At 60.9% G+C, this 26360-nt stretch carries 24 protein-coding genes; 19 read left to right on the plus strand and 5 right to left on the minus strand.

Annotated features, from left to right (window positions below):
• Positions 1-193: 193 nt before the first annotated feature.
• Positions 194-1357 carry a dihydrodipicolinate synthase family protein gene (locus tag ACP7BS_RS14530; RefSeq protein ID WP_426238669.1) on the minus strand — a complete coding sequence of 388 codons (1164 nt, stop codon included), beginning with the start codon at positions 1355-1357 and terminating at the stop codon, positions 194-196.
• A gap of 332 nt (positions 1358-1689) precedes the next feature.
• On the opposite strand from ACP7BS_RS14530, the gene ACP7BS_RS14535 reads away from it, so the two are divergent.
• From ACP7BS_RS14535 to ACP7BS_RS14555, 5 genes are all read left to right on the plus strand, one after another.
• Positions 1690-2739 (plus strand): LacI family DNA-binding transcriptional regulator, encoded by a 1050-nt coding sequence (locus ACP7BS_RS14535; protein ID WP_426238670.1) that lies wholly within the window; start codon positions 1690-1692, stop codon positions 2737-2739.
• Positions 2736-3737 carry a Gfo/Idh/MocA family protein gene (locus ACP7BS_RS14540; RefSeq protein WP_426238671.1) on the plus strand — a complete coding sequence of 334 codons (1002 nt, stop codon included), beginning with the start codon at positions 2736-2738 and terminating at the stop codon, positions 3735-3737. The genes ACP7BS_RS14535 and ACP7BS_RS14540 overlap by 4 nt, the downstream gene beginning before the upstream one ends.
• A gap of 249 nt (positions 3738-3986) precedes the next feature.
• Positions 3987-5600: an acyl CoA:acetate/3-ketoacid CoA transferase gene (locus tag ACP7BS_RS14545; RefSeq protein ID WP_426238672.1), complete on the plus strand. Its 1614-nt coding sequence runs from the start codon at positions 3987-3989 to the stop codon at positions 5598-5600.
• Positions 5593-6372, plus strand: a complete 780-nt coding sequence (locus ACP7BS_RS14550) for an enoyl-CoA hydratase/isomerase family protein (protein WP_426238673.1) — start codon at positions 5593-5595, stop codon at positions 6370-6372. The genes ACP7BS_RS14545 and ACP7BS_RS14550 overlap by 8 nt, the downstream gene beginning before the upstream one ends.
• The gene (locus tag ACP7BS_RS14555; RefSeq protein WP_426238674.1) at positions 6372-7883 is read left to right on the plus strand and encodes an aldehyde dehydrogenase family protein; all 1512 of its coding nucleotides are present in this window, start codon (positions 6372-6374) and stop codon (positions 7881-7883) included. Before ACP7BS_RS14550 ends, ACP7BS_RS14555 begins: the two co-directional genes overlap by 1 nt.
• 281 nt (positions 7884-8164) lie before the next feature.
• Here ACP7BS_RS14555 and ACP7BS_RS14560 read toward each other — a convergent pair whose 3' ends face one another.
• A complete protein-coding gene (locus ACP7BS_RS14560) occupies positions 8165-9211 on the minus strand; it encodes a LacI family transcriptional regulator (RefSeq protein ID WP_426238675.1) in 1047 nt (348 codons plus the stop codon).
• On the opposite strand from ACP7BS_RS14560, the gene ACP7BS_RS14565 reads away from it, so the two are divergent.
• The 11 genes from ACP7BS_RS14565 (at position 9211) to ACP7BS_RS14615 (ending at position 20327) form a co-directional block, all read left to right on the plus strand.
• Positions 9211-9411 carry a hypothetical protein gene (locus ACP7BS_RS14565; protein ID WP_426238676.1) on the plus strand — a complete coding sequence of 67 codons (201 nt, stop codon included), beginning with the start codon at positions 9211-9213 and terminating at the stop codon, positions 9409-9411. The genes ACP7BS_RS14560 and ACP7BS_RS14565 overlap by 1 nt on opposite strands.
• Positions 9412-9542: 131 nt before the next feature.
• A complete protein-coding gene (locus ACP7BS_RS14570) occupies positions 9543-10805 on the plus strand; it encodes an ABC transporter substrate-binding protein (protein ID WP_426226776.1) in 1263 nt (420 codons plus the stop codon).
• Between the two features lie 87 nt (positions 10806-10892).
• Positions 10893-11846 carry a carbohydrate ABC transporter permease gene (locus ACP7BS_RS14575; RefSeq protein ID WP_426238677.1) on the plus strand — a complete coding sequence of 318 codons (954 nt, stop codon included), beginning with the start codon at positions 10893-10895 and terminating at the stop codon, positions 11844-11846.
• A complete protein-coding gene (locus tag ACP7BS_RS14580) occupies positions 11843-12787 on the plus strand; it encodes a carbohydrate ABC transporter permease (protein ID WP_426226779.1) in 945 nt (314 codons plus the stop codon). The genes ACP7BS_RS14575 and ACP7BS_RS14580 overlap by 4 nt, the downstream gene beginning before the upstream one ends.
• Before the next feature lie 3 nt (positions 12788-12790).
• Positions 12791-13903 carry an ABC transporter ATP-binding protein gene (locus ACP7BS_RS14585; protein WP_426238678.1) on the plus strand — a complete coding sequence of 371 codons (1113 nt, stop codon included), beginning with the start codon at positions 12791-12793 and terminating at the stop codon, positions 13901-13903.
• 8 nt (positions 13904-13911) lie between these two features.
• The gene (locus tag ACP7BS_RS14590; protein WP_426238679.1) at positions 13912-15420 is read left to right on the plus strand and encodes a GMC oxidoreductase; all 1509 of its coding nucleotides are present in this window, start codon (positions 13912-13914) and stop codon (positions 15418-15420) included.
• Positions 15417-16190, plus strand: a complete 774-nt coding sequence (locus ACP7BS_RS14595) for a 3-ketoacyl-ACP reductase (protein ID WP_426238680.1) — start codon at positions 15417-15419, stop codon at positions 16188-16190. Before ACP7BS_RS14590 ends, ACP7BS_RS14595 begins: the two co-directional genes overlap by 4 nt.
• 150 nt (positions 16191-16340) lie before the next feature.
• Complete coding sequence (locus ACP7BS_RS14600) at positions 16341-17996, plus strand: GMC family oxidoreductase (RefSeq protein WP_426238681.1); 1656 nt, start codon at positions 16341-16343, stop codon at positions 17994-17996.
• Positions 17997-18005: 9 nt separating this feature from the next.
• Positions 18006-18320 carry a Dabb family protein gene (locus ACP7BS_RS14605; RefSeq protein WP_426238682.1) on the plus strand — a complete coding sequence of 105 codons (315 nt, stop codon included), beginning with the start codon at positions 18006-18008 and terminating at the stop codon, positions 18318-18320.
• 6 nt (positions 18321-18326) lie between these two features.
• Positions 18327-19595 carry a glycerate kinase type-2 family protein gene (locus tag ACP7BS_RS14610; protein ID WP_426238683.1) on the plus strand — a complete coding sequence of 423 codons (1269 nt, stop codon included), beginning with the start codon at positions 18327-18329 and terminating at the stop codon, positions 19593-19595.
• A gap of 333 nt (positions 19596-19928) precedes the next feature.
• Complete coding sequence (locus ACP7BS_RS14615; protein WP_426126529.1) at positions 19929-20327, plus strand: response regulator; 399 nt, start codon at positions 19929-19931, stop codon at positions 20325-20327.
• A 19-nt stretch (positions 20328-20346) separates the two neighbouring features.
• On the opposite strand, the gene ACP7BS_RS14620 is transcribed toward ACP7BS_RS14615, so the two are convergent.
• Positions 20347-22260, minus strand: a complete 1914-nt coding sequence (locus ACP7BS_RS14620) for a sensor histidine kinase (protein WP_426238684.1) — start codon at positions 22258-22260, stop codon at positions 20347-20349.
• 397 nt (positions 22261-22657) lie between these two features.
• Between ACP7BS_RS14620 and ACP7BS_RS14625 the strand changes: the two genes are divergently transcribed.
• A complete protein-coding gene (locus ACP7BS_RS14625; protein WP_426238685.1) occupies positions 22658-23569 on the plus strand; it encodes a transglutaminase-like domain-containing protein in 912 nt (303 codons plus the stop codon).
• 181 nt (positions 23570-23750) lie between these two features.
• Entirely contained in the window at positions 23751-23900 is a 150-nt protein-coding gene (locus ACP7BS_RS14630) for a hypothetical protein (RefSeq protein ID WP_426226797.1), read from the plus strand.
• A 72-nt stretch (positions 23901-23972) separates the two neighbouring features.
• Here the strand turns inward: ACP7BS_RS14630 and ACP7BS_RS14635 are convergent, their stop codons facing one another.
• Together ACP7BS_RS14635 and ACP7BS_RS14640 are read right to left on the minus strand one after the other, a co-directional pair.
• Complete coding sequence (locus tag ACP7BS_RS14635; RefSeq protein WP_426238686.1) at positions 23973-24365, minus strand: YybH family protein; 393 nt, start codon at positions 24363-24365, stop codon at positions 23973-23975.
• Positions 24366-24382: 17 nt separating this feature from the next.
• Positions 24383-25009 carry a TetR/AcrR family transcriptional regulator gene (locus ACP7BS_RS14640; protein ID WP_426238687.1) on the minus strand — a complete coding sequence of 209 codons (627 nt, stop codon included), beginning with the start codon at positions 25007-25009 and terminating at the stop codon, positions 24383-24385.
• A 115-nt stretch (positions 25010-25124) separates the two neighbouring features.
• Between ACP7BS_RS14640 and ACP7BS_RS14645 the strand changes: the two genes are divergently transcribed.
• Entirely contained in the window at positions 25125-26219 is a 1095-nt protein-coding gene (locus ACP7BS_RS14645; protein WP_426238688.1) for an ABC transporter substrate-binding protein, read from the plus strand.
• Positions 26220-26360: the final 141 nt, after the last annotated feature.

The following is a 26360-nucleotide window of genomic DNA, read 5'->3' on the forward strand; positions in this document are numbered from 1 at the left end:
GTGGGGCTGCCGCGCATGCTCTGAGTTGGCGGCGGCTTACCCCCCTCTGTCGGCGACGCCGACATCTCCCCCACAAGGGGGGAGATCAACCGCCAACTTTTGTGTCCTCAAGGGAAAAGAACAATCTCCCTCCTTGTGGGGGAGATGTCACGCAGTGACAGAGGGGGGTAGGCATCCGCAAACTCGGAATCTCTCAAATCCCCTGCGTCACCAGAAACGCCTTCATCCGCTCCACCGCCATATCCGGCATATCCAGCACATTGGCCTTGTCGGCGAGACGAAAAATGTCGGCGTAGTGCAGCACGCCGCGGGCGGATTGCATGCCGGCGGGCATGGTGAAATGCCGTTGATGGCCGTTCAGCCATGCAAGGAACACGACGCCCGCCTTGTAATATTGCGTCGGCGCCTCGAAGATTTTTCGTGACAAGGGCACGGTCGGCTCGATCACTGCGCGGAACGTTTCGACATCGCCTGATGCCAGCGAGGCCAGCGCCTTGGAGGCGGAGGGCGCGACGGCGTCGAAAATACCGAGCAGGGCATGGCTGTATTTCTGCCCGTCGCCTTCGATCAGTTCGGCATAATTGAAATCGTCGCCGGTGAAGCAGAGCACATCGTTGGGCAAGCGGTTACGCAGCGCGACTTCGCAGGCATTGTCGAGCAGCGAGATCTTGATGCCTTCGACCTTCGCCTTGTTCTCCTCGATGATCGACAGGACGGTATCGAGTGCGGTGTCGAAATTCTCCGAGCCCCAATAGCCTTTCAACTGCGGATCGAACATGTCGCCGAGCCAGTGCAGCACCACCTTGTCCTTGGTCTGCGACAGGATGCGGCCATAGACTTTTCGGTAATCATCCGGCGATGCGGCGATGCGGGCGAGCGCCCGGCTTGCCATCATGATCGACCGGCCGCCTTGCTGTTCGACGAAACCGACCTGGGTTTCATAGGCGCGGATGACGTCGTCGAGCGAGCGGGTATCGGCGGGTGAAAGATGATCGGTGCCGGCGCCACAGGCCAGATCCGCGCGCGGCACGGTGCGGGCTTCAGTCAGCGACCGGCGGATCAGTTCCTGTGCACCTGCCCAATCGAGACCCATGCCGCGCTGCGACGTATCCATGGCTTCGGCGATCTTGAAGCCGAGCGCCCAGAGGTGATGGCGAAACGCCATCGTCCGCTCCCAGTCGATCGCGGGGCAACCCCATGGGTCGAGATCGCGCAAGGGATCGGAGACGACGTGGGCTGCCGCATAGGCGATACGGTTGAAGGCGGGTGCCGTTTGTGGCCGCGCGATCGGCGTTCCCGTCAAGCGGTAGATCTCAAGCGAACCATCGGCGCGCGGCAGCGGCAGGGTGGCAGACATGCGGGCTCCTCCTTGGGTATTGCAAGCCGAATAATTTAGATCGTTCCAAATTTCAAGAGATAATTTGGTGGATAAGTTTCGCTGAGACGCCGTTAGGAGAGGGAATCAACGCACAGATCAAGCCCCGCCGTCTATCTTTCTTTAATGTCGATGAAGACGAATATGATTTCATATCAATAGTTTATGCTTCATCGGCTTTTGTCTCTGTGCTTTGGTTTCCGATCACGACGAGCGCGGCACGGCATATTTACGAAACCCGCTTGACAAAATTGGAACGTTCCAATTATTTTGCAGGCAGCGCTGAGGCAAGAAGACCTCGCCGGGAGGAAAATGTGGGTAAAGAACGGGTGACAGTCATCGATATTGCGCATGCCGCCGGCGTGTCGAAGTCGACCGTGTCGCTCGTGCTGCAGGCAAGTCCGCTGGTCAACGAGGTGACCCGCGCCAAGGTCAATGCCGTCATCCGCGAACTCGGCTATGTCTACAATCGCGGTGCGGCCAACCTGCGCCAGTCCAATTCCAAGTCGAAAATCATCGGCATTGTCGTCAACGACCTGACCAACAGCTTCTTTGCCGAGCTTGCCGTCGGCGTCGATATGGTCGTGCAATCGGCCGGCTACGTGCAGTTCCTCGCCAATACCGCCGAAAGCGTCGATCGCCAGCGCGAGGTCATCGCCTCGATGCGCGAGCACGGCATTTCCGGCCTGATCCTGTCGCCGGCGCGCGGTACGGATGCGGCCGATCTGAAGCCGCTGGTGACAAGCGGCATCCCGGTCGTCAATGTCGTCCGTCAGGTCGCCGGCGCGAAGGTTTCGTCGCTGGTATCCGACAATCATGCCGGCATGCGCGATGCGGTCCGCCATCTGGCCGGGCTTGGCCATCACCGCATCGCCTTTCTCGGCGGTTTTCCCGATACGGCCGTGTTCAACGAGCGGATGCAGGGCTATCGCGACGCGCTGTCGGACATGGACCTGGCCGTGCATGACGAGCTTGTTATCAGTTCGGCGCCATCCCGGGCAGGGGGCGTTGCCGCCATCGAGCGGGCGCTCATGTTGCGCGAGCGGCCGACGGCCGCCGTCTGCTTCAACGATGCGGTCGCCTTTGGTGTCTGCGACGGCTTGCGCGCCCATCGTCTCGATCCGGGCGAGGATTTTGCCGTGATCGGTTTCGACGATGTGATCGAGGCGCAGACGGCGGTGCCGGCGCTGACGACGATCTCCGTCGATCCGCAGGGCATGGGCCGCCGGGCGGCGCAGCTTCTTTTGAAACAGATCAATGCCGGACGGGCGGACGCCGAAGCGATCGTCAGTTCGGTGCGGCTGGTCGTGCGCCAAAGCTGTGGCGCCGCCATCGACAAACGCGAAAGGCTCTCCTTGTTATGACACGTTGGGGTTTGATCGGGGCAAGCACGATTGCCCATGAATGGGTGATCGACGCGATCCGCGCTGTCGGCGGCGAGATCGTTTCGGTGATGAGCACCAGCGCCGAGCGTGGTGCCAAATATGCCAGCGATCATGGTATCCCAAAGTCGGTGACCAGTATTGCCGAGCTTGTCGGTGACCCCGATGTTCAGGCTGTCTATATTTCGACCACCAATGAATTGCACCGCGACCAGGTGATCGCGGCGGCCAAGGCCGGCAAGCATATTCTCTGTGAAAAGCCGTTGGCGACCTCGCTTGAGGATGCGCGGATCATGGTCAAGGCCGCGCGGGATGCCGGCGTGGTCATGGCGACCAATCATCATCTGCGCGGCGCGGCTACGCACCGGGCGATGCGCGATGCAATTGCCGCAGGCCGGATCGGCCAGCCGCTGGCGGCCCGCGTCTGCCATGCCGGTTACCTGCCGGCGCATCTGCAGGGCTGGCGCCTCGACAAGCCGGAAGCGGGCGGCGGCGTCATTCTCGATATCACCGTGCACGATACCGATACCCTTCGCTTCGTGCTCGGCGATGATCCGGTCGAAGCGGTGGCGCTCGGCCAATATGGCGGCATGGCCAAGGCCGGGCTCGAAGATGCGGCGATGGGTGTTCTGCGCTTCAAATCCGGCCTGATCGCGCAGTTCCATGATGGGTTCACTACCAAATATGCGGTCACCGGCTTTGAAGTGCATGGCTCGGAGGGATCGTTGATCGGCCGCAACTGCATGACCCAGAAAGCGATTGGTACCGTGACCCTGCGCAACGCCGATGGCGAGACGGAGTTGCCGCTCGACCACCGCAATCTCTACGAAAACACGCTGATCGCCTTCGACGACGCGATCGCCGGCAAGGGCAAGCCGCTCTGCAGCGGCGAGGACGGTATCTGGTCACTGGCCACGGGGTTGGCGGTGATGCAGGCGGCCGCAAGCGGCAATGCCGTTACCATCGAACCGGGACTTTGACGTTATGGCACGGGACCTAGCCGAACGGGCGCATTTCCATACTGAGGCGGAGATCGTGGCTTCCCCCTTCTCCCCCGCGGGGAGAAGTGCCGAGCGGAGGCGAGGCGATGAGGGGGCCCCAGCGACGCTGGAGCCGGCAAAATTGCCTTCGGCCCCCCTCATCCGGCCCTGCGGGCCACCTTCTCCCCGCTGGGGAGAAGGGAGCATGCCGCATCTGACAACCATGATGATTTCCAAAGAGTTCTGCCTATGAGCAAGCATATCACCCCGGCTGAGGCAGCCGCTCTGATCCCCGATGGCGCGATCGTTTCCGTGTCGTCGTCGAGCGGACTTGGCTGCCCGGATTTGATGCTGAAGGCGATTGGCGAACGTTTCGATGCCACCGGCCATCCGCGCGACCTGACGACGCTGCATCCGATTGCCGCCGGCGATATGAGCGGCATCAAGGGTGTGGACTACATCGCCAAGAAGGGGCTTCTGAAAAAGATCATTGGCGGCTCCTATCCCTCCGGGCCTTCGACATCCGAGCCGCCGCTGATCTGGCAGATGATCGGCAATGAGGAGGTCGCCGCCTACAACATCCCGTCCGGCGTGCTGTTCGACATGCACCGCGAAGCCGCCGCCAAGCGTCCGGGCGTCTTGACCAAGATTGGCCTCGATACATTCGTCGATCCCGCCCGGCAGGGCTGTGCGATGAATGCGTCGGCCGCGGCCGAGCCGGTCGTCAAGAAGATCGCATTCGAGGGCGAGGATTGGCTGTATTTCAAGGCCATCGTACCGCAGGTGGCGATCATCCGGGCGACAACCGCCGACGAGCGCGGCAACCTGACCTATGAGCACGAGGGCGCCACTCTTGGTGGTCTCGATCAGGCACTGGCCGCGCGCAACAATGGCGGCATCGTCATTGCTCAGGTCAAGCGCATCACCAAATCCGGCTCGATGAAGCCGCATGATGTGCGCGTGCCCGGCATGCTGGTTGACTATGTCGTCGTCGATCCTGATCAGAAGCAGACGACGCTGACGGATTACGATCCGGCGATATCAGGCGAAATATTCCGGCCGCTCGACAGCTTTCGCGTACCCGAATTCAATATCCAGAAGGTCATTGCGCGGCGCGTCGCGCAGGAGCTTCAGGGCGGCTCATGCGTCAATCTCGGCTTCGGCATATCGGCCAATGTGCCGCGCATCCTGCTCGAAGAAGGCCTGCACGGCTCGGTCACCTGGGTGATCGAGCAGGGGGCTGTCGGTGGCGTGCCGCTGCTCGATTTCGCCTTTGGCTGTGCGTCGAATGCCGATGCCTTCATGCCGTCGCCCTATCAGTTCACTTACTTTCAGGGCGCCGGTTTCGATGCCTCGCTGCTGTCCTTCCTCGAGATCGACAAGTCCGGCTCGGTCAATGTCTCGAAGCTTTCCTTCCGGCCGCATGTGACGGCAGGGGCGGGCGGTTTCGTCGATATCACCGCGCGGGCAAAGAAGATCGTGTTTTCCGGCATGTTCAATGCCGGGGCCAAGCTCTCGATGGCCGGTAGCAAGCTGGTGATCGAGAAAGAGGGCAAGCTGAAGAAGCTGGTCAACGAGGTCGAGCACGTCACCTTCTCCGGCCGCCGCGCCGTCGAGCAGGGGCAGGACATTACCTATGTCACCGAGCGCTGCGTAATGAAGCTGACGCCTGATGGCATCATGCTGACCGAGATCGCGCCGGGTGTCGATCTGCAGGCGCATATTCTCGACCAGTCGGAATTTCCTCTGATCGTCTCCGATCAGCTGAAGGTCATGGACGCAGCGCTGTTCCATGAAGCGCCGATCGGCCTGACACTGCCGCAAAAGCCGATCCGCACGCTGGAAGGAGCGTCGCATGGCTGACGAGCGAATCCGCATCGAAATCGACGGTGCGATTGCCACGCTCACGGTTGCGCGGCCGGACAAGCTGAACGCGTTCGATATCGACATGCTCAAGGCGCTGTCGGCGGCCTGCGATACGGTCGAGGCCGATGCCAGTGTTCGCGTGGTCATATTGACGGGAGAGGGCAAGGCCTTTTCCGCCGGCGGCGACATCAAGGCCTGGGGGGCGATGAGCCCGAACGAGTTCGGCCATCAATGGGTGCGCTTCGGCCACCGCGTGTTCGAGCGGCTGGCGACCCTGCGTATGCCGGTGATTGCCGCGATCAACGGCCACACGCTCGGCGGCGGGCTGGAGCTGGCGGCAGCAGTGGATATCCGCATCGCCGAAACCCAGGTGAAGATCGGCCTGCCGGAAACCAGCCTTGGCATGGTGCCCGGCTGGTCGGGCACCCAGCGTCTGGTCAAGCGGTTTGGCGCGCAGACCGTGCGCCGGATGGTTCTGGGCGGCGAGATGTTTACGGCCGGTGAGGCGCACGTGCTGGGTCTGGTCGATGCGGTTGTGGCGACCGGAACGGTGCTGGACGCGGCAAAAGATTATGCAAATCGCATCGCCAAGCGGGGTCCGGCGGCGCTGGAAATCTGCAAGCTGATGATCGCATCTGCCAATGGCGAAGACAATGGAACCGCCGTCGAGGCGCTGGGTTCGATCCTGGCCGCCAAGACCGGCGACATGAAAGAGGGTGTGGCGGCTTTTGCCGGCAAGCGCACCGCGGAATTCAAGGGAGAATGGTAATGACGGTTCTGGTGAAGCCCAAGGCTTTGGTCGATGTGAAAGTGCGCGACTTCCAGATGCTGATCGACGGCAAATGGGTAAATGCGGCCGAGGGCAGGACGCTGGAGCGCATGGCGCCCGGCCATGGCGTCACCGTCAGCCGCTATCAAGCTGCGACGAAGGCCGATGCCGAACGCGCGATTGCCGCTGCACGCAAGGCTTTCGACGATGGCCCGTGGCCGCGGATGACGGCGTCGGAGCGTTCGCTGGTTCTGCTGAAGGCTGCCGACATGATCGCGGCGCGGGCCGATGAGCTGGCCTATCTTGATTGCATCGAGAGCGGCAAGCCGATCAGCCAGGCCAAGGCCGAACTCGGCGGTGCCGCCGATATCTGGCGCTATGCCGCAGCCCTTGCCCGGGACCTGCACGGCGAAAGCTACAATACGCTGGGCGACGGCACGCTCGGCGTCGTTCTGCGCGAGGCGATCGGCGTCGTTTCGATCATCACGCCGTGGAATTTTCCGTTCCTGATCGTCAGCCAGAAGCTGCCGTTTGCGCTGGCCGCCGGCTGCACCACGGTGGTCAAACCGTCGGAGCTGACCTCCGGTTCGACGCTGGTTCTGGGCGAAATCCTTGAGGCTGCCGGGGTTCCCGCCGGCGTCGTCAACATCATCACCGGCACCGGCCCGGATGTCGGCGCGATCATGACCTCGCATCCGGATGTCGACATGGTCTCCTTCACCGGTTCGACCGGCATCGGCAAGCTGACGATGACCAATGCGGCGCAGACCTTGAAAAAGGTGTCGCTGGAACTCGGCGGCAAGAACCCGCAGATCGTCTTTCCGGATGCCAATCTCGATGACTTCATCGATGCGGCAGTGTTCGGCGCCTATTTCAATGCCGGCGAATGCTGCAATGCCGGTTCGCGGCTGATCGTCCACAAGGATATCGCTGAGGACGTGATTGCCCGCATCGCCGCGATGTCGGCGAAGGTCAAGGTCGGCGATCCGCTTGATCCGGAAACCCAGGTCGGCGCGATCATCACGCCGCAGCATCTGGAAAAAATCGTTGGCTACGTCTCGGCAGCCTCCAGCCATGGCGCGACGGTTTCGCATGGCGGCACAGCGCTTGATCTCGGTTCCGGCCAGTTCATGTCGCCGACTATTCTTTCCGCTGTAACACCCGATATGGCCGTCGCCCGGGAAGAGGTTTTCGGGCCGGTTCTGTCCGTGCTGACCTTCGATACCACCGACGAGGCGATCAAGATCGCCAACTCCATCGATTACGGCCTGTCGGCCGGCGTCTGGAGCCGCGATTTCGATACCTGCCTGACCGTTGGCAGAAAAGTGCGGGCCGGCACGGTCTGGATGAACACCTTCATGGACGGCGCGTCGGAACTGCCTTTCGGCGGCTACCGCCAGTCCGGCCTCGGCCGCGAACTCGGCCGTCATGCGGTGGAGGATTACACCGAAACCAAGACGCTCAACATGCATATCGGCGGCCGCACCGGCTGGTGGATGCCGCGTTCGTAAGGGCGATTTGAACAGAGGTGATGAGAGGAAGGGAGGGCGTGATGCAGAGACTGAGTTTTGTGGAGCAGGGCGTTTCCTCCTCCGTCAGTGACCGCCAAAATCGAACCGAGATCGGGGACACTTACCCCCCTCTGTCACTGCGTGACATCTCCCCCACAAGGGGGGAGATCGTTCTTTTTCCTTATGCCGACAGGGCGAGCGGTCAATCTCCTCCCTTATGGGGGAGATGTCGGCGCCGCCGACAGAGGGGGGTATTCATTACGGGCACCTCAGCCGACCTCTCATACCGCCGGAAAATTAACCGCCGGCTTCAGCAGGACCTGCATGCCAGCCGTATCCTTGCCCGCGATCCTGGCCAAAAGCACGTGGCCCATCTGCTCGCCGGTATCGGTCAGATCTTCGTAGATCGTCTCGACCTTTGGCTGGATGTTGACCAGCAGTTTCGACGTCTGCTTGGCGACGATGTCGTACTCGACGCCGAGCGTCAGGCCGCGGTCGCTCATGCCGGTAATGGTTGCCAGCGCCGAGACTTCGCCGCCGCAGGTGAAGCCATCCGGAGCGCCGGGCTCGCCCGCGCGCCGGCTGATGAAGTCGCGAATATGGTCGATCGGACTGTCGAGATGGATCTCGTCGGGGATTTCGTAGGCGACGCCGGCCTCGCGGACAGCGGTCATGAAGCCGTGCAGCAGGTGCTGGGAAAATGTCATGCGCTTGGGCGGCAGGATGATCATCGGCTTATGGCGCCCACGCACGATCAGCCGCTTGGTCGCCTCGTAGGCGAAGGAAAAGTTGTCGTAGTCGACATAGGGATGCGGGGTGGAGAGCTCCGTTCTCCCGTGACAGACGAACGGAAAGTCGGTCTCGATCAGGAAGCGCACGCGCGGGTCGAACGGTTCGGTGCGCGAGAAGATCAGCCCGTCGGCCATGCTGTTGCGGACAATGTGGCGCACGGCGTCGAGATTGCTGTCGTTCAAGAAATTCGGCGTGACGATGATGTGATAGGGCGTGTCGGTCAGCGCCTTGGCAAGCCCCAGCATCAGCGAGGTTCCGTAGCCAAGGATTTCCTCGTGCGGATCGAGAAGCACGCTGATGACATTGGTGCGGCCGGTCTTCAGGCGCTGGGCCGCGCGGTCGGGCAGGTAGCCGACCTCGGCCGCCACCTCATGCACGCGCCGGCGGGTCTCGGCCGAGATCTGCGGGGCGTTGCTGAGCGCGCGCGACACGGTGGTGACCGCAAATCCGGTGAGATCGGCGATCGTGCGCAGGGTTGGCCTGACATGCCGGGCAGTGGTTTGGTCCGGCGCTGGGGATTTGGGAGTGTCTGCCAATGACCATCTTTCTCTACGCGGGCAGGAACTGCTTTGTAACGCGGCACAAACGGATGCGCAATGCAGGCTGTGCAAACGTTATAAATGAGTTTCAACGTTCAGTTCTTGCTGCGACGCAGCATGAAATTTATGCTTATAAAACAGCAAATTCAATGTGTTCTTCTTCCGTCGGTCAAAACGCATGCGACGGCTTGACTTGAGGGTATTTATAACGTTTTAAATTATCCAGCGGCGTGTGCCGCAGATTTATCGCACCCCCGTTTGGGAACGGGTGGGCACTCAACGGCGGGAGGAGATTCCGCCACGATGACTTGCAACCGGGAGGATTACGATGCGCAAGTTTATGACGACGACGGCAATGGCGGCTTTGATGGTGGCAGGCTGCGGGCTTGCTGCCCATGCCGAGGATGTCAAGGAAGTTCAGATGCTTCATTGGTGGACGTCGGGCGGCGAAGCGGCTGCTCTGAACGTTCTCAAGGGTGATCTTGCCAAGGAAGGCTTTGCCTGGAAGGACGTGCCGGTTGCCGGCGGTGGCGGCGATGCTGCGATGACCGCGCTGAAGGCCATGGTTGCCGCTGGCACCTATCCGACAGCCTCGCAGATGCTCGGCTATACCGTGCTCGACTATGCGGCTGCCGGCGTGATGGGCGACCTCACCGCAACAGCCGTCAAGGAAGGCTGGGACAAGTCGGTTCCGGCAGCGCTGCAGAAGTTCTCGGTCTATGATGGCAAGTGGGTTGCCGCTCCGGTCAACGTTCACTCGGTCAACTGGCTGTGGATCAACAAGTCTGTCATGGACAAGATCGGCGGTACCGAGCCGAAGACGTTCGAAGACCTGGTTGCCCTGCTCGACAAGGCCAAGGCTGCCGGCGTCATCCCGCTCGCGCTGGGCGGCCAGAACTGGCAGGAAGCCACGATGTTTGACTCGATCGTGCTCTCCACGGGTGGGCCTGAGTTCTACAAGAAGGCATTCAACGACCTCGACGAAGAATCGCTGAAGTCCGACACGATGAAGAAGTCGTTCGATAACCTCGCAACGATCATCAAATATGTCGATCCGAACTTCTCGGGCCGTGACTGGAACCTGGCAACCGCCATGGTCATCAAGGGCGACGCGCTCGTGCAGGTCATGGGCGACTGGGCAAAGGGCGAATTCGTCGCTGCCAAGAAGACCCCGGATACGGATTTCCTGTGCTACCGCTTCCCCGGCACCGACGGCAGCGTGATCTATAACTCCGACATGTTCGGCATGTTCAACGTTCCGGACGACCAGAAGGCCGCGCAGGTCGCACTGGCGACTGCAACGCTGTCTAAGAGCTTCCAGTCGGCGTTCAACGTCGTCAAGGGCTCGGTTCCGGCCCGGACCGACGTTCCGGACACGGATTTCGACGCTTGCGGCAAGAAGGGCATCGCCGACCTGAAGGCTGCCAATGACGGCGGCACGCTGTTCGGCTCGCTGGCCCAGGGTTACGGCGCACCTCCGGCCATCGCCAATGCCTACAAGGACGTGGTGTCCAAGTTCGTGCACGGCCAGATCAAGACCTCCGACGAAGCCGTGACGGAACTCGTCAAGGCGATCGACGACGCACGCTGATCTCCACCTGAACAGGACCCTTCCCCGCCAAGGCGGGGGAGGTCTCCAGACAAATGCCGATGACGGCCCTGGGAGGGGACGATTTCCATGAGCACTGTGATTACCCCCGAAATCAGCCTGTCGCCGGAGCGCTCGACGCGGATCTCCGTGCGCTCGCGCCTGCAGGATGCGCTGCCGAAGATCGTGCTGGCACCAAGCTTCGTCATCACGCTGGTCTTCGTCTATGGCTTCATCATCTGGACGGGCTATCTGTCCTTTACCAATTCCAAGACGTTTCCCTCGTATGCGATCACCGGTGCGCGCGCCTATCAAAGGCTGTGGCGCTGGACCTTCGAGAGCGACCCGCCATCGAGCTGGTACACGTCGATCACCAATATGGGTATTTTCGGTTTTCTCTATATCGGCATCTGCCTCGGCCTCGGCCTATTTCTGGCCATCCTGCTTGATCAGAAGATCCGCGGCGAGGGCCTGCTGCGGCCGATCTATCTCTATCCGATGGCGCTGTCCTTCATCGTCACCGGCGTCGCCTGGAAATGGTTCCTCGATCCGGGGCTCGGCCTTGAGCAGACCCTGCATCAATGGGGCTGGACCAGCTTTCACTTCGACTGGATCAAGAACAAGGATTTCGTCATCTACACGGTGGTCATCGCCGGTGTCTGGCAGGCTTCCGGCTTCGTCATGGCGATGTTCCTGGCCGGTCTGCGCGGTATCGACGGCGAGATCATGAAGGCAGCCCAGATCGATGGCGCGACCACGGTCCAGCTCTATCGACGCATCATCATTCCGCTGCTGCGTCCGGTCTTCCTCTCCGCCTTCATCGTGCTCGCCCATATGGCGATCAAGTCTTATGACCTTGTCGTGGCGCTGACATCCGGCGGTCCCGGAGGTTCTGGCTGGCTGCCGTCCAATTTCATGTACGAATACACGTTCAAGCGCAACGAAATGGCCGTCGGCTCGGCCAGCGCCATCATCATGCTGATGACGATCTCGGCGATCATCGTTCCCTATCTCTATTCCGAACTCAGGGAGAAATCACGATGAGCGCGATCGTCTCCTCGGGCACGGCGGCACGCCGCAGCAATGGCGCACGGGTGTTTCACCGCGTCGTCATCTATGGACTGCTGGCCTTCTTCGCCATCGTTTACCTCATGCCGCTGTTCGTCATGCTGGTCACATCCTTCAAGACGATGGACGAGATCCAGAACGGCAACATGCTTGCCCTGCCGAGTGCTCCGACCTTCGAACCATGGGTGAAAGCCTGGGGCGAGACCTGCGTCGGCCTCACCTGCGCCGGCATCAAGGGTTATTTCTGGAATTCGCTGAAGATGGTCATTCCGGCCGTGCTGATCTCGACCATCCTTGGTGCGTTGAACGGCTACGTTCTGACCAAATGGCGGTTTCGCGGCCATACGCTGGTCTTCGGCATGATGCTGTTTGCCTGCTTCATTCCCTTCCAGTCCGTGCTTCTGCCGATGGCGACCATTCTCGGCAGCCTCGGGCGCTTCGGCATCACGTTGCAAAACGCCACCGGCTTCCGCTTCGGTTTCGGCAATCCGACGGTCAACCTGGTGCTGGTCCACGTCATTTACGGTCTCGGCTTCACGACGCTGTTCTTCCGTAATTTCTACGAGGCTTTCCCGACCGAATTGGTGAAGGCCGCACAGGTCGATGGCGCCGGTTTTTTCCAGATCTTCCGGCGGATCATGCTGCCGAATTCGCTGCCGATCATCGTCGTCACGGTGATCTACCAGTTCACCAACATCTGGAACGACTTCCTGTTCGCCTCGGCTTACGCAGGCACCGGTGAATCGATGCCGATGACGGTGGCCCTGAACAACGTCGTCAACACTTCCACCGGGGTGGTCGAATATAACGTCAACATGGCCGCCGCGATGATCGCCGCCATGCCCACGCTTCTCGTTTACATTCTCGCCGGCCGCTATTTCGTACGCGGACTGATGGCGGGCGCGGTCAAAGGATAACACATGGCTTTCCTCGAAATATCCGGTCTCAGAAAGCGTTTCGGCTCTCTGGAAATCCTCAAGGGCATCGATCTTGAGCTCGAGAAGGGCGGCTTCCTGGTTCTCGTCGGTCCGTCCGGCTGCGGCAAGTCCACGCTGCTCAACACCATTGCCGGGCTTGAATCGATCACCGAAGGTTCGATCCGTGTCGATGGACGCGCCATCGACGACCTGCATCCGTCCAAGCGCGATATCGCCATGGTGTTCCAGTCTTACGCGCTCTACCCGAACATGACCGTCGCCGGGAATATTTCCTTCGGCATGGAGATGCGCGGCGTGCCCGTTGAGGAACGCAGACTAGCGATCGACAAGGTCGCCAAGGTTCTGCAGATCACCCATCTGCTCGATCGCAAGCCGAGCCAGCTATCCGGCGGCCAGCGCCAGCGCGTCGCCATGGGCCGGGCGCTGGTGCGCGATCCAAAACTGTTCCTGTTCGACGAACCGCTGTCCAACCTCGACGCCAAGCTGCGCGTCGATATGCGCATCGAAATCAAACGATTGCATCAGGCGACCGGCACGTCGATCGTCTACGTCACCCATGACCAGATCGAGGCGATGACGCTGGCGACCAAGATTGCCGTGATGCGCGACGGCGAAGTGCAGCAGTTTGGCACCCCCGCCGAGATCTACAACAATCCCAAGAACCTGTTCGTGGCGGATTTCATGGGCTCGCCGGCGATGAACCTTCTGACCGCGACGATCGAAGGCGGCGGCAACGACCTGCATGTTTCGCTGCTTCGCCCCGAGGCCGAACCCTTGCGCGTGCCGGTGCCGCAGATCGGTGGTCTGGCCGCCTATTCGGGCAAACAGGTGATTTTCGGCATCCGTCCGGAAGCCTTGACCGACCCGGACGGTGCGGACCGCAATGCGAAGTCGCTGTTTGAGGGTGAATGCCTGATCGATGTTGTGGAGCCTGCCGGTTCCGACACGTTCGCGGTGACCAAGCTCGGCGGCAAGGAAGTCGTCGCCCGCCTGCGTGCCGATGCGCGCATCGCGCCCGGCGAGACCGCCCGGCTTGCCTTCAATCTGGACAAGGCGGTGTTCTTCGATCCGCAAAGCCAGCAGCGCATCGGCTAAGTTCTGTCGTGATGAAGCAACCCGATATCGTCATCATCGGCTCCGGTATTGGCGGAGCAACGGTCGCGTCGGCTCTGGCGGGGTCCGGCGCGGATATTCTCATTCTCGAAGCTGGCGGTCATATCGAAGACCGGCCGGAAAACCGCGACCAGCGGGCGATCTTCCAGCGCGGTCATTTCCGGCCGAAGGAACTCTGGTACGAGACGGACGGCACGGGGTTCAATCCCGGCAACTACTACAATGTCGGCGGCAATTCGAAATTCTTCGGTGCGGTGCTGGTGCGCTACCGCCGCGAGGATTTTGCCGAGATGGCGCATCTGGAAGGTGTCTCGCCAGCCTGGCCATTTGCCTATGAAGAGCTCGAGCCGTGGTACAGCCGGGCGGAGCATCTCTATCAGGTGCGCGGGGCTCTTGGGCAGGACCCGACGGAGCCTGGACATTCGCAAGACTATGCTTTCCCGCCGGTGCCCGACGAGCCGCCGATCGCTTCGGTGCGCGGCAAGCTGAAGCGCAACGGGCTCAATCCCTATTCTTTGCCTCTGGGTATCGATATCGAAAAATGGCTCGCCAAGGCAAGGACGCCCTGGGACGCGCATCCCAACAGTTTCGACGGCAAGATGGATGCCGAAACGGCGGCGCTGACGGTGGCGTTGCAGCACTTAAACGTGCGGCTGCAGACCGGGTCGCGGGTGACGCGGCTGGAGACGGCGGCGGACGGCAAGCGCATCGAAACGGTGCGCTACATCAAGGACGGCGTCGAGCATACGGTCTCGCCAAAGCTGGTGATCCTGTCGGCCGGTGCCGTGCAGTCGTCCGTCCTGCTGCTGCGCTCCGCCAATACCCTGCATCCGAAGGGGCTGGCCAACAGCTCGGATCAGGTCGGCCGCAATTTCATGAACCACAATTCGAGCGCGGTTCTGGCAATCTCGCCATTCTTCAAGAATACCTCGGTCTACCAGAAGACCTTCGGCTTCAACGACTATTACCTCTCGGACGGCGAGGGCGGACCGCCGCTCGGCAATGTCCAGCTTCTCGGCCGCATCTCCGGGCCGATCCTGAAGGCGAACATTCCCTCCATGCCGGAATGGCTGCTCAACCAAGTGTCGGCGCATGCGATCGATTTCTACGCGATGAGCGAGGATATTCCGCATCCGGAAAGCCGCATCATGGTCAATGGCGAGCGGATCGTCCTGCAGTGGGTGCGGACCAACTGGGATGCGCACCTGATGCTGGTGAAGAAGCTGAAGCAGGCGCTGAGGGGCGCAGGTTTTCCGATCGTGCTGTCGCGGCCGTTCGACAAGCGCACGCCGTCGCATCAATGCGGCACGGTGCGCATGGGCAACGATCCGGCGTCGGCGCCGCTCGATGTCTACTGCCGCTCTTTCGATCACCAGAACCTCTTTGTCGTCGATGCCAGCTGCCTGCCGACTTCGGCTGCGGTCAATCCGGCCCTGACGGTTGCGGCGCAGGCGCTGCGTGTTGCCGATCATATCGTCGCGAAGGATTTGGCGGCATGAGCGATCGCAAGCGCCCTGTTGCCATTGTCACAGGCGGCCGTCGCGGCATCGGGCTGGGCATTGCCAGGGCGCTGGCGAAAGACGGGTTCGATATTGCCATTACGGGGATCGGCGATGCCGATCAGGTCTCGGGAGTGCTGGAGGACCTGGCGGCGCTCGGCGCCAAGGCAATCTTCCTGAAAGCGGATCTTTCCGACCTTTCCGGCCACCAGGCAACGGTCGATGCGGTCCTGGCGCAGTTTGGCGGGATCGATTGCCTCGTCAACAATGCCGGCATGGCATCGGTGGTGCGCGGCGATTTCCTCGATCTGGCACCGGACAATTTCGACACGATCATCGGCACCAATCTGCGTGGCACGGTGTTTTTCACGCAGGCCGTGGTGAAGTCCATGCTGGCAGGTGGTGCCAGCGGGCCTCGCTCGGTGATCAATATCACCTCTGTTTCGGCGGCGATGAGTTCGCCGGAGCGGCTGGACTACTGCATCAGCAAGGCCGGGCTCGCCGCCTTTTCGCAAGGGCTGGCGCTACGGCTCGCCGACACCGGTATCTCGGTGTTCGAGGTTCGGCCCGGCATCATCCGCTCCGACATGACCGCCGGCGTTTCCGCCAAATACGATGCGCTGATCGGCGGCGGGCTGGTGCCGATGAAGCGCTGGGGCGAGGCTGACGATATCGGCCGGATGGTTGCATCACTGGCAAACGGCAGCTTCGGTTTTGCCACCGGGACAGTGATCAATGCCGATGGTGGGCTGTCGATCGGACGGTTGTGAACTTTACCTCCCCCTTGAGGGGGGAGGTCGCGCGAAACGCGCGGGTGGGGGGTGATCCAATGGGACCGCAACAGGTCACCCCACCCCGGAGCGTTGCTCCGACCCTCCCCCTCAAGGGGAGGGTGAAGATAGATTTTTAAGGACGACGAGATGACCTACGATTACATCATCACAGGGGCCGGACCGGCCGGTTGCGTGCTTGCCAATCGCCTGACCGAAGACGCCGATGTGAAGGTGCTGCTGCTCGAAGCGGGTGGCAGCGACTGGAACCCGCTGTTCCATATGCCGGCCGGTTTTGCCAAGATGACCAAGGGCGTCGCCAGCTGGGGCTGGGAGACGGTGCCGCAGAAGCACATGAAGAACCGGGTGCTGCGCTACACGCAGGCCAAGGTGATCGGCGGCGGCTCGTCGATCAATGCGCAGCTTTACACGCGCGGCAACGCGGCGGATTACGATCTCTGGGCCAGCGAAGACGGCTGCACCGGCTGGGATTACCGCAATGTGCTGCCCTATTTCAAACGCTCGGAAGACAACCAGCGTTTTGCCGACGATTACCATTCCTACGGTGGGCCGCTCGGTGTTTCCATGCCGGTGTCGGGCCTGCCGATCTGCGATGCCTATATCCGCGCGGGGCAGGAACTGGGCATTCCCTACAACCACGATTTCAATGGCAGGCAGCAGGCGGGCGTCGGCTTCTATCAGCTGACCCAGCGCAACCGCCGCCGCTCGTCCGCGTCGCTTGCCTATCTCAATCCGATCAGGGATCGCAAGAACCTGACGGTTCGGCTCGGGGAGCGGGTGACGCGGATCGTTTTGGAGGGAACGCGCGCCGTCGGCGTCGAGGTTGCAACGGCAAAGGGACTGGAAATCATCCGGGCGGAGCGTGAGGTTCTGGTCTCGTCCGGCGCCATCGGATCGCCAAAGCTGCTGCAGCAGTCGGGCATCGGCCCCGCCGATCACCTGCGCTCCGTCGGCGTCGATGTGAAACATGACCTGCCGGGTGTCGGCAGCAATCTTCAGGACCATCTCGACCTGTTCGTGATTTCCGAATGCACCGGCGACCACACCTATGACGGCGTCGCAAAGCTTCACCGCACCCTTTGGGCGGGGCTGCAATATGTTCTGTTCCGCTCCGGCCCGGTCGCCTCGTCGCTGTTTGAGACCGGCGGCTTCTGGTATGCCGATCCGAATGCGCGCTCGCCGGATATCCAATTCCATCTGGGGCTGGGCTCCGGCATCGAGGCCGGTGTCGAGAAGCTGAAGAATGCCGGGGTGACGCTGAATTCCGCCTACTTACATCCGCGCTCGCGCGGCACCGTGCGCCTCTCGTCCTCCGACCCGGCGGCAGCACCGCTGATCGACCCGAACTACTGGAGCGATCCGCATGATCGCAAGATGTCGCTGGAGGGCTTGAAGATCGCCCGCGAAATCTTCCAGCAGCAGGCGCTGAAACCCTATATCATGGCCGAGCGGTTGCCGGGGCCGAAGGTGATGACCGATGACGAGCTGTTCGAGTATGGCTGCGCCAACGCCAAGACCGATCACCATCCGGTCGGGACCTGCAAGATGGGCACCGGCGCCGATGCGGTGGTCGGGCTGGATCTCAAGGTTCATGGGCTGGAGGGTTTGCGGGTTTGCGATAGTTCGGTCATGCCGCGTGTTCCCTCTTGCAATACCAACGGGCCGACGATCATGATGGGCGAAAAGGGTTCCGACATCATCCGCGAACGGCAACCGCTGCCGGCCACCATCTTCAGCCATGAGCGCAACGACCAGCGGCCGCGGGCGCGCGCCGATATCCGATAGGAACCTGCCATGATCCGCCATTGTGTTTTCATCCGCTTCCAGTCAACCGTCGCCGATACCGAGCGGCAGTCCATCCTGGCCGATATCGCCGCGCTGCAGGGGCTGATTCCCGGTTATCTGACCTTCACCGCCGGTGCCAATGTCAGCCCGGAGGGCCTTGGCAAGGGCTACAACAGTGGCTTCATCATCGATTTCGCCGATGTGGCGGCGCGCGATGCCTATCTCGCGCACCCCGCGCATGAAAAGGCCGGTGGCCGGATCGTGGCGGCGACCGAAGGCGGCGTCGACGGGGTCTTCGTCTATGATTTCGAGATTGCGGGCTGATTTTTGATGGTCGTTGAACCACGCGCCTTCCTGACGAGCCTGTTTGAGGCTGCCGTTGAAGCTGCCGATCCATTGGCGGCGATCCGCGCTCATTTGCCGGAGCGGCCCAAAGGCCGGACGATCGTCGTCGGCGCGGGCAAGGCGGCGAGCCAGATGGCGGCGGCGTTCGAAAGCCTGTGGAATGGGCCTCTGGAAGGCGCCGTGGTGGCGCGGCATGGCCCGATCGCGGCCTGCAAACGCATCCGCGTTCTGCAGTCGGCGCATCCGGTGCCGGACGAGGCAGGGCTTGCGGGATCGGCGGAATTGCTGCGGCTGGTCGAAGGGCTGACGCCGGACGATCTGGTGGTGGCGTTGATATCCGGTGGCGGGTCGTCGCTATTGCCGGCTCCGCCGCAAGGGCTAACGCTTACGGATGAAATCGCCGTCAACAAGGCGCTGCTTGCCTCCGGCGCGCCGATCTCGGCGATGAATGTGGTGCGCAAGCATGTCTCGCGGATCAAGGGTGGCCGGCTTGCCTTTGCGGCGGCACCAGCACGTGTCGTCAGCCTGATCGTCTCCGATGTCCCTGGCGACAATCCGGCCTTCGTTGCCTCCGGCCCGACGATCCCCGATCTTTCCACGCCTGCGGATGCTCTGGCGATCGTCAGCCGTTACGGGATGACATTGCCGGAAGCGGTGATGCGGCATCTGGGATCGAAGCATTCGGCAGCACCAAAGCCGGATCATCCTGCGTTCGCCAATCAGCAGCGCCACATTATTGCATCGGCCAGCGTCTCGCTGGAGGCTGCGGCGGCAAAAGCGCGGGCACTTGGCGTCGAAGCGGTGATCCTATCGGATGCGATCGAAGGGGAAGCCCGCGATATCGGCAGGATGCACGCGGCGATCGCCCGGGAAACGGCGCTGCGCAATCGTCCATTCGTAAAGCCCGTCATCATTCTCTCGGGTGGCGAGACGACGGTGACGATTTCGGGCGATACCTATGGCAAGGGCGGCCGCAACAGCGAGTTCCTGCTCTCGTTCGCGCTGGATATCGATGGTGTCGAGGGCATTCACGCGCTGGCTGCCGATACTGACGGCATCGATGGGTCAGAGGACAATGCCGGTGCCTTTGCCGATGGTTCCACCGCAAGCCGCATGCGGGCGGCCGGCGCCGATCCACGCGATCATCTCGCCCGCCACGATGCCTGGAGCGCGTTCAACGCCAGCGGCGATTTGTTCGCCCCGGGTCCGACGGGCACCAATGTCAACGATCTGCGGGCGATACTGGTTTTTTAGAGCACCGCTAAAACGGTTTCCCCGGCGATCCGGCCAATCTGCCGCCCGGTTACGCGGTAAACTGTGGATATTGCAAATATTACGCATATGGACTGGAACAATCGGGGCAGGGGGGGCGTTGGCTGGCTTCGAAGGGTTGATATTCCTGACTTCGGCGGATGCGCCAGTTCAGCACTATTTGTCCTACACGACGATCATGGGGCTGGTTGGTTGACGAAAATGTCCCATATTTCTTCGACTGTCCGGCCCGCCGGACAAGCCGCGCGGACCAAGGGCCAGAGCAGATGATATTCCCTACTCCGCAGAACGCACATGATGGACGAGAGTGTTGGAATGAGCTGTAAAATCCTGGTGGTCGAAGACGAAATCTTCGTTGCGACCGAAATCGAATATCTGGTCGCCGAGCTTGGGCATAGTCCGATCGGTATCGCGGCAGACAAGGCGTCGGCGTTCAATCTTGCGCCTTTTGCCGATATCGCCCTGGTCGACCTCAATCTTCGCGATGGACCGACGGGTACGGAAATCGGCCGCACGCTGGCCGAACAGCATGGCGTCACGGTTCTGTTCATGACTGCAAATCCGTCGCAGCTGGCCGATGGCGTGCCGGGAACTGTCGGTGTGATTTCAAAACCCGTCGGTGAAGACGAGCTTCGTCAGGTCGTCAGCTATGCCGTCGCAAAGCGCAATTCGCTTGCTGCCGACGTGCCGCCGCGTTTGCGGGTCTTTCAGTAATCACCCATGAAGCGTGGCATTACGGCCGCGCCGCCAGCTTGCTGCTGCGCAAAATCGAAGCCAGCGGCACCGATACACGCACGCGGACTCCGTCCTCGTCCCACGTCCGCTGGAATTGCCCGCCGAGCTGGCCTTCGACACTGATCTTCATCAGCCGCGACCCGAACCCTTCCTGCTCTGGCTGGTGGACGATGGCCGGGTTGCCACTTTCCTTCCATTCCAGCACGTAGTTTTCCTGATCGTGAAGACCGGCAATGGTCAGGCGGCCGTTGGGGTGCGAAAACGCGCCATATTTGGCCGAATTCGTCGCCAGCTCGTGCAGTAGCAGCGCCAGTGGCGTCGCGGCGCTGTCGCCGATGACGGTATCGTCGCCGGCAAAGACGATGCGATTGTCCATCTCCTCCAGGCCAAAGGGTTCGAGCAGCCGCTGCGAGAGGCCGAAGATGCTGGTTTCGAGATCGACCGGTCTTGAGGTCCTGCTGTGCGGGCGCACGAAATCATGGGCGCGTCCCATAGCTTCAATGCGCTTGCGCAGCAGATCGGCAAAATTTCGCGATTCGGGCGCTGAGCGGGCCGAAAGGCTGATGATGCCGCTGAGTACGGAAAATATATTCTTGATCCGGTGGCTGAGCTCATGGGCAACGATCTCGCGCTCGGCCTGAACCATCTTGGCATCGTGGATGTCGGTGCAGGTACCATACCAGCGGATGATTTCGCCGTTGTCATCGCGAATGGGCAGCGCACGTCCGAGCACCCAGCGATAGACGCCGCTATGGTGGCGGAGGCGATACTCAACCTGATAGGCGTCTCCCGTCTGCAGCGAATGGCGCCATACCGCCCAAGCGCGTTCCCCATCCTCCTCGTGGAACATGCCATTCCAACCCTCGCCGTCCGTCGATCCCTCCGGAACACCGGTGAATTCGTACCAGCGGGCATTGTAATAGTCGTGAAATCCATCCGGTAAGGTCGACCAAACCATTTGCGGCATGGCGTTGGCGAGTGTGCGGAAGCCTATTTCCGAGCGGGCATGTGCCTCGACGGCGTCCTTTTGCGCGGTGATATCGACCGATATGCCGGGGAACCGGATGCACTGTCCATTTTGATCGATCAACGGCTGCCCTTCGGCAAGGACCCAATTGATGCTGCCATCCTCCTGAACGAGGCGGTACTCCTTGGAAAAACGGCTGCCGGTTTGCATCGCGCTCTGCATGGCGCTGCCAACCGATTGGACATCGTCGGGATGGATCGCCCTGATGAAATCAGCGATGGGCGCGCCGTGGCTGGCAACCTGCGGATCGACACCGTAAAGGCGTGCGAATTTCTCGTCGGAATAAACCCGGTCCTCCGGCACATGCCAGTCCCAGGTGCCGACGATGGCGGAACTGCCCAATGCCAGCGAGAGTTGTTCGCGGCTTTGGGCCAGCTCCTGTTCGGCCATCACCCTCTTGGTGGTCTCGACCACGAGGGCGAGGACCGCGACGGTGCTGCCGTCATCGCCAAGGATGGGGCTATAGTCGAGATCGAGCCAGACGTTTTCGGCAACGCCGTTGCGGTGGAAGGTGAAGTTCTGGTCCTTGAAGGAAAGACTGTCCCCCTCGAAGATGCGGCCGATAATATCGGTATTGAACTCTGCAACCTCCGGCCATGCGGACAGGACGGACGCGCCGAAACATTGCGGATGCCGCCCGCCCGCGATGGCGATATAACCGTCATTGTAGAGCATGATGCCTTCGCGCCCGGCCAGCAACGCCATAGGGATGGGCGATGTCAAAATCATCCGGCAGGCAGCCTTCAGCGCATCGGGCCAGCTTTCGGCCGCGCCAAGCCCCGTCGTCTTCCAGTTGGTACCATTGAAACGGCCCAGCATTTCGCTGGCTGCGAGTTTGGCCGGGATACGTCCCACACGGGAAAACAAAGGCGAGTAACTATCCATACGCTCTCAGATGCTATGACATGCGGCTCAACAGGAAGGCAGAATATAGGGAGGGGCTGCCGGAAGTCATCCAGCCTCTTGTTATTTTATTTTACCGGCGGCCAGCGAACAAAAGACGCATATGGTGTTCACCCCCCTGCGGAGATGTTGCTGGATGTGGCAATTTCGCCTAGTATATTGATGTTGCGCGCATGCCGGAACAGCGTGACGCCAAGGCCCTGGTTAGGCCCCCCGTACCCTTTCGCCGTTGCATCCGCCCGTTGAATTGACTGCTCTTATACGTCCTGCCTGACGGAAATACCCCTATGGCCGGGGTTCGTCGGACTGTGTTTTCCAGAGCTGGAAACTGGAACAAATCCGCAGGATGTCCGTTCCTGCCGAGCGATGGAGGTGGCACATGTTCATTCGGTTGGGTTACGAAATAGGCATCAACTGCGGTCAGCCGACCCCGATGATGACGTTTCTGTCCGTTGATCGTGCCAGGCGCCACGATATCGTCAGCGAGCACGGTCCAATTTCAGATCCGGTGGTGAAAATGGGCGAAGTGACCGATCCCTTCGGCAATGTCTGCATGCGGATGGTTGTGCCTGCCGGCGGCCTGCGCCTCACCTACGATGCCGTCATCAAGGACAGTGGCCGCCCGGATGCGGTGAGCTGCAGCGCTCAGGCGGTGCCTGTCGAAAAACTGCCGCCCGAATGCCTGCCATATCTTTCCGCCAGCCGTTACTGCGAAACCGACCGCTTCGGCGCTCTTGCGTGGCGTCTGTTCGGCGAGATCGAGCCGGGCTGGGCTCGTGTGCAGGCGATCTGCGATTATGTCCATCAGCGCCTGACCTTCAGCTATGGTTACACGGCGACCCTGCGCACCGCGATGGAGGCGCATGAGGAGAGATCGGGGGTATGCCGGGACTATGCGCACCTTGCCGTGACGCTCTGCCGCTGCATGAATATGCCGGCGCGATATGTCAACGGCTACATGGGCGATCTCAGCGAGGCGGACAATCCGGCACCGATGGATTTCAACGCCTGGTTCGAAGTTTTTCTGGATGACCGCTGGTACACGTTCGACGCGCGCCACAACATGCCGCGTATCGGTCGCATTGCAGTCGCGCGGGGCCGCGACGCTGCCGATATCCCGTTGATCCAGACATTCGGAAAGCATGACCTAACGACATTCAAGGTGTGGACTTCGATCGGGACGGACAGTGGTTTGCCCAAGCGGCATAGCCAGGCGGACGTCTCTCTTTTGACGCCGTGGTTTAGCGAGCGCTGGTCCCGGCTGGTCCAGCAGAGGGAACTCGAGCGGTAACGTTGAGGGTTTGAGGATGTTTCGTCGAGTGGAAATGAGTCCCCAGGTTGGTTTTTCCACGCAGGCCGGCAAAAGCAGAAAATAATATCTATAAACTTGGTGTAAAATAGCGGAGAAAAGGACAAGGGACTGCAGCCATAACGGTGGCAGGCCATCTGCAGCAACTCAAGTGGAGGACAGAATGCAAAGTTCGAAGCCAGTCATGCAGAAAAGCCCGGTGAACTACGGCACGCATTCGGTGCCGCATTTTTCCTGGACCATGGCCACACAGGCCACAGCGTTGGCGGCCGCCTTCCTGTTCGTCACAGCGCTGGTTTGCGGCGCAATCTGAGCTTTCTGGTCACCTCATTGCCAATGGTTTTATAAAGCCTCCGCATCCCTGCGGATGCAGGGGCTTTATTTTTCAAGAGGCGCGGGAAAGATGCTCGTGGACGGCGAGCCAGTTGCCATCCTGTTGCTTTTCAAACACGATGGTCTCCCGCTCCTGGCTTGTGACGGCCTCGCCGCCGAATTCCACCTGTGTTTCAACGCTGTGCGTGAAGATCGCCACATTGCCGAGCAGTTGAAGATGGCGATCGCTGGAGCGGCAGGCGAGCACCTTGAAACCGTCGCGTGTCTCCCACAGTGACCATTCCGCTTCATAGGCCGCGCGGCTTCTCAGCGGGCGATCGAGATTATGGAAAATGAAGGTTGCATCCTTCGAAAACGCCGCGAAATAGCGCTCACGGTCATGTCTGGAAAAGGCATCAACGAGGCTGTCAGCGGCCGCAAGGACCGCAGTGTGTGTGTGTTCCATCCCAAATATCCTGCTTGTTATTGTATCTTCGGACCGCTGATCAGCGTTGCCAACGGCCGGTTCTGCCGGCCGACGATTTCCTTCAGCCGATCCAGCGTCATCGTCTCGTCCTTGACGAATTCGATGAACATCATGTTGAGATTGTTGAAGAACATCTGCCCCGCACCGACAGCGTCGATGCCGGGCATCACACCGCCGCGGAGCTGCAGCTTGGCGATCAGGGTGGAGACCTGGTCGCAGAGGCGGCCGTCGAGTTCGGTATAGCGCTTGCTGAACGGGCTTTCCGGCTGCTGGATCGAGATCGCCATGGCGGTACGCCACATTTCCTTGCTGAGATAAACCAGCGAGTGGTCGTAATACTGGCCGATCAGCACCTTCAGCGCTTCGCCGACCGTATCCGGCGGGTTGTCGAAGACGGTCTTGCCGGCGGCGAGCACTTCCTCGACTTCCATCGACACGGCGGCGACGAGAATGTCGCCCTTGTTCTCATAGTAATTGTAGAAGGTGCCGACGGAAACTTCCGCGCGCTCGGCAATATCCTCGATGCGGGCGCTGTCATAGCCGACTTCGCGGAAAAGGTCCGTGGCGGCCTGCAGGATGCGCCGGTTCCGGTCGGCTTTCTGTTTTGCGCGAAGCCCTGCCATTCCGCATCTTCCTTTTTTTGAATGCCCTCGAAATTGACATTGACTTAAAAATTGAACTCATTCAATCTTTTTGTGAAGGCGCCGCAATGAGCGCTGTAAACCAGAGGGCAACGCGATGATCACTTCCGTGAATGGCGCTTTCGCGCGTCGATTTTTCTCTTCCGTGGCGGCGATCTCGCTCGCTGCCGTCTCCACCGTCAGTACGCCGGCGCCGGCTTTTGCGACCGAGGAACTGAATGCGCTGGTCTGGTGCGATCATACAGACCCGGCGCTGGTCGAGCCGTTCGAAAAGGCCAATGACGTCAAGGTCAACCTCAAGGACTACGAGGGCACCGGCGCGGCATTGTCGATCCTTGAACAATCCCAGCCGGGCGATTGGGACGTGCTTGTCATCGACGGCGTCGATGTTCAGCGCGCCGTCGGCCTTGACCTGCTGGCCGAAATTCCAGCGGACAAGCTGCCGACCGCCGATATCTTTCCGGAAGTGCGGATGGAAGCCAACAATATGAAGGACGGCAAGACCTATGCCGTCACCGAAAAGTTCGGCTACAACACGATTTCCTATGACAAGACCAAGGTCGATCCGGCCGATATGAAGGATCTGTCGATCATCTGGTCGGACAAATACAAGGGCCGCATCGCGCTCTACGATTACTATCTGCCGATGATTGGTCTCGTCGCTCTCGGTCTTGGCAAGAAGACCTCCGAGCTTTCCGAAGCGGACATGCCGGCCATTGCCGAGAAATTGTCGGAAATGAAGAAAGTCTCCAAGCAGGTGAGCGACGTCGTTTCCTCGCAGACGGCGCTGGCGACCGGCGAAGTTGATATTCTTGTCGGCGGCGGCGAGTGGATCACGGCGGCACTGTCGGGCGAAAAACCGAACCTCGACTGGATCGTGCCGGATCAGGGTGCCGTCCGTTGGGCGCAGTCGATCGGCGTCATGAAGGCCTCGAAGAAGCAGGACTTGGCGCTGAAATTCGTCCAGTACATCGTCAGCCCCGAAGGGCAGGCGCGGCTTGCGACCTCGTCGTGCTACTGGGCGATGCCTGCCAATATGAAGGCCGGCGAACACCTGACGGATGCGCAGAAGGCAGCACTGCGCTGGAACGATCAGGCGGAATATCTGAAGAAGACCCAGCTCTATCCGATCCCGAGCGCCGAGCTTGACCAGAAGATGCAGGACGCCTGGACGGACATGATGCAGCAATAGGCTCTGGTTTTACCCTCCCCCTTGTGGGGAGGGTCGGAGCGAAGCGGAGGGGAGGGGTTCTTTATTTTTTAGAAGAAGAACCCCTCCCCAACCCTCCCCACAAGGGGGAGGGAGCCCGACCGAGCAAGCAAGACGCACCCT

The sequence above is a fragment of the Pararhizobium sp. DWP1-1-3 genome (genome assembly GCF_049896125.1).
Taxonomy (GTDB): Bacteria; Pseudomonadota; Alphaproteobacteria; order Rhizobiales; family Rhizobiaceae; genus Pararhizobium.

What these genes read in the sequence shown, in the direction of transcription:
- ACP7BS_RS14585 (WP_426238678.1), top strand. Translation starts at nt 12,791, where the DNA reads ATGGCTTTCCTCGAAATATCCGGTCTCAGAAAGCGTTTCGGCTCTCTG.
- ACP7BS_RS14605 (WP_426238682.1), top strand. Translation starts at nt 18,006, where the DNA reads ATGATCCGCCATTGTGTTTTCATCCGCTTCCAGTCAACCGTCGCCGAT.
- ACP7BS_RS14570 (WP_426226776.1), top strand. Translation starts at nt 9,543, where the DNA reads ATGCGCAAGTTTATGACGACGACGGCAATGGCGGCTTTGATGGTGGCA.
- ACP7BS_RS14620 (WP_426238684.1), bottom strand. Translation starts at nt 22,260, where the DNA reads ATGGATAGTTACTCGCCTTTGTTTTCCCGTGTGGGACGTATCCCGGCC.
- ACP7BS_RS14600 (WP_426238681.1), top strand. Translation starts at nt 16,341, where the DNA reads ATGACCTACGATTACATCATCACAGGGGCCGGACCGGCCGGTTGCGTG.
- ACP7BS_RS14610 (WP_426238683.1), top strand. Translation starts at nt 18,327, where the DNA reads ATGGTCGTTGAACCACGCGCCTTCCTGACGAGCCTGTTTGAGGCTGCC.
- ACP7BS_RS14545 (WP_426238672.1), top strand. Translation starts at nt 3,987, where the DNA reads ATGAGCAAGCATATCACCCCGGCTGAGGCAGCCGCTCTGATCCCCGAT.
- ACP7BS_RS14540 (WP_426238671.1), top strand. Translation starts at nt 2,736, where the DNA reads ATGACACGTTGGGGTTTGATCGGGGCAAGCACGATTGCCCATGAATGG.
- ACP7BS_RS14550 (WP_426238673.1), top strand. Translation starts at nt 5,593, where the DNA reads ATGGCTGACGAGCGAATCCGCATCGAAATCGACGGTGCGATTGCCACG.
- ACP7BS_RS14635 (WP_426238686.1), bottom strand. Translation starts at nt 24,365, where the DNA reads ATGGAACACACACACACTGCGGTCCTTGCGGCCGCTGACAGCCTCGTT.
- ACP7BS_RS14640 (WP_426238687.1), bottom strand. Translation starts at nt 25,009, where the DNA reads ATGGCAGGGCTTCGCGCAAAACAGAAAGCCGACCGGAACCGGCGCATC.
- ACP7BS_RS14565 (WP_426238676.1), top strand. Translation starts at nt 9,211, where the DNA reads ATGACCATCTTTCTCTACGCGGGCAGGAACTGCTTTGTAACGCGGCAC.
- ACP7BS_RS14530 (WP_426238669.1), bottom strand. Translation starts at nt 1,357, where the DNA reads ATGTCTGCCACCCTGCCGCTGCCGCGCGCCGATGGTTCGCTTGAGATC.
- ACP7BS_RS14630 (WP_426226797.1), top strand. Translation starts at nt 23,751, where the DNA reads ATGCAAAGTTCGAAGCCAGTCATGCAGAAAAGCCCGGTGAACTACGGC.
- ACP7BS_RS14645 (WP_426238688.1), top strand. Translation starts at nt 25,125, where the DNA reads ATGATCACTTCCGTGAATGGCGCTTTCGCGCGTCGATTTTTCTCTTCC.
- ACP7BS_RS14595 (WP_426238680.1), top strand. Translation starts at nt 15,417, where the DNA reads ATGAGCGATCGCAAGCGCCCTGTTGCCATTGTCACAGGCGGCCGTCGC.
- ACP7BS_RS14555 (WP_426238674.1), top strand. Translation starts at nt 6,372, where the DNA reads ATGACGGTTCTGGTGAAGCCCAAGGCTTTGGTCGATGTGAAAGTGCGC.
- ACP7BS_RS14575 (WP_426238677.1), top strand. Translation starts at nt 10,893, where the DNA reads ATGAGCACTGTGATTACCCCCGAAATCAGCCTGTCGCCGGAGCGCTCG.
- ACP7BS_RS14580 (WP_426226779.1), top strand. Translation starts at nt 11,843, where the DNA reads ATGAGCGCGATCGTCTCCTCGGGCACGGCGGCACGCCGCAGCAATGGC.
- ACP7BS_RS14625 (WP_426238685.1), top strand. Translation starts at nt 22,658, where the DNA reads ATGTTCATTCGGTTGGGTTACGAAATAGGCATCAACTGCGGTCAGCCG.
- ACP7BS_RS14615 (WP_426126529.1), top strand. Translation starts at nt 19,929, where the DNA reads ATGAGCTGTAAAATCCTGGTGGTCGAAGACGAAATCTTCGTTGCGACC.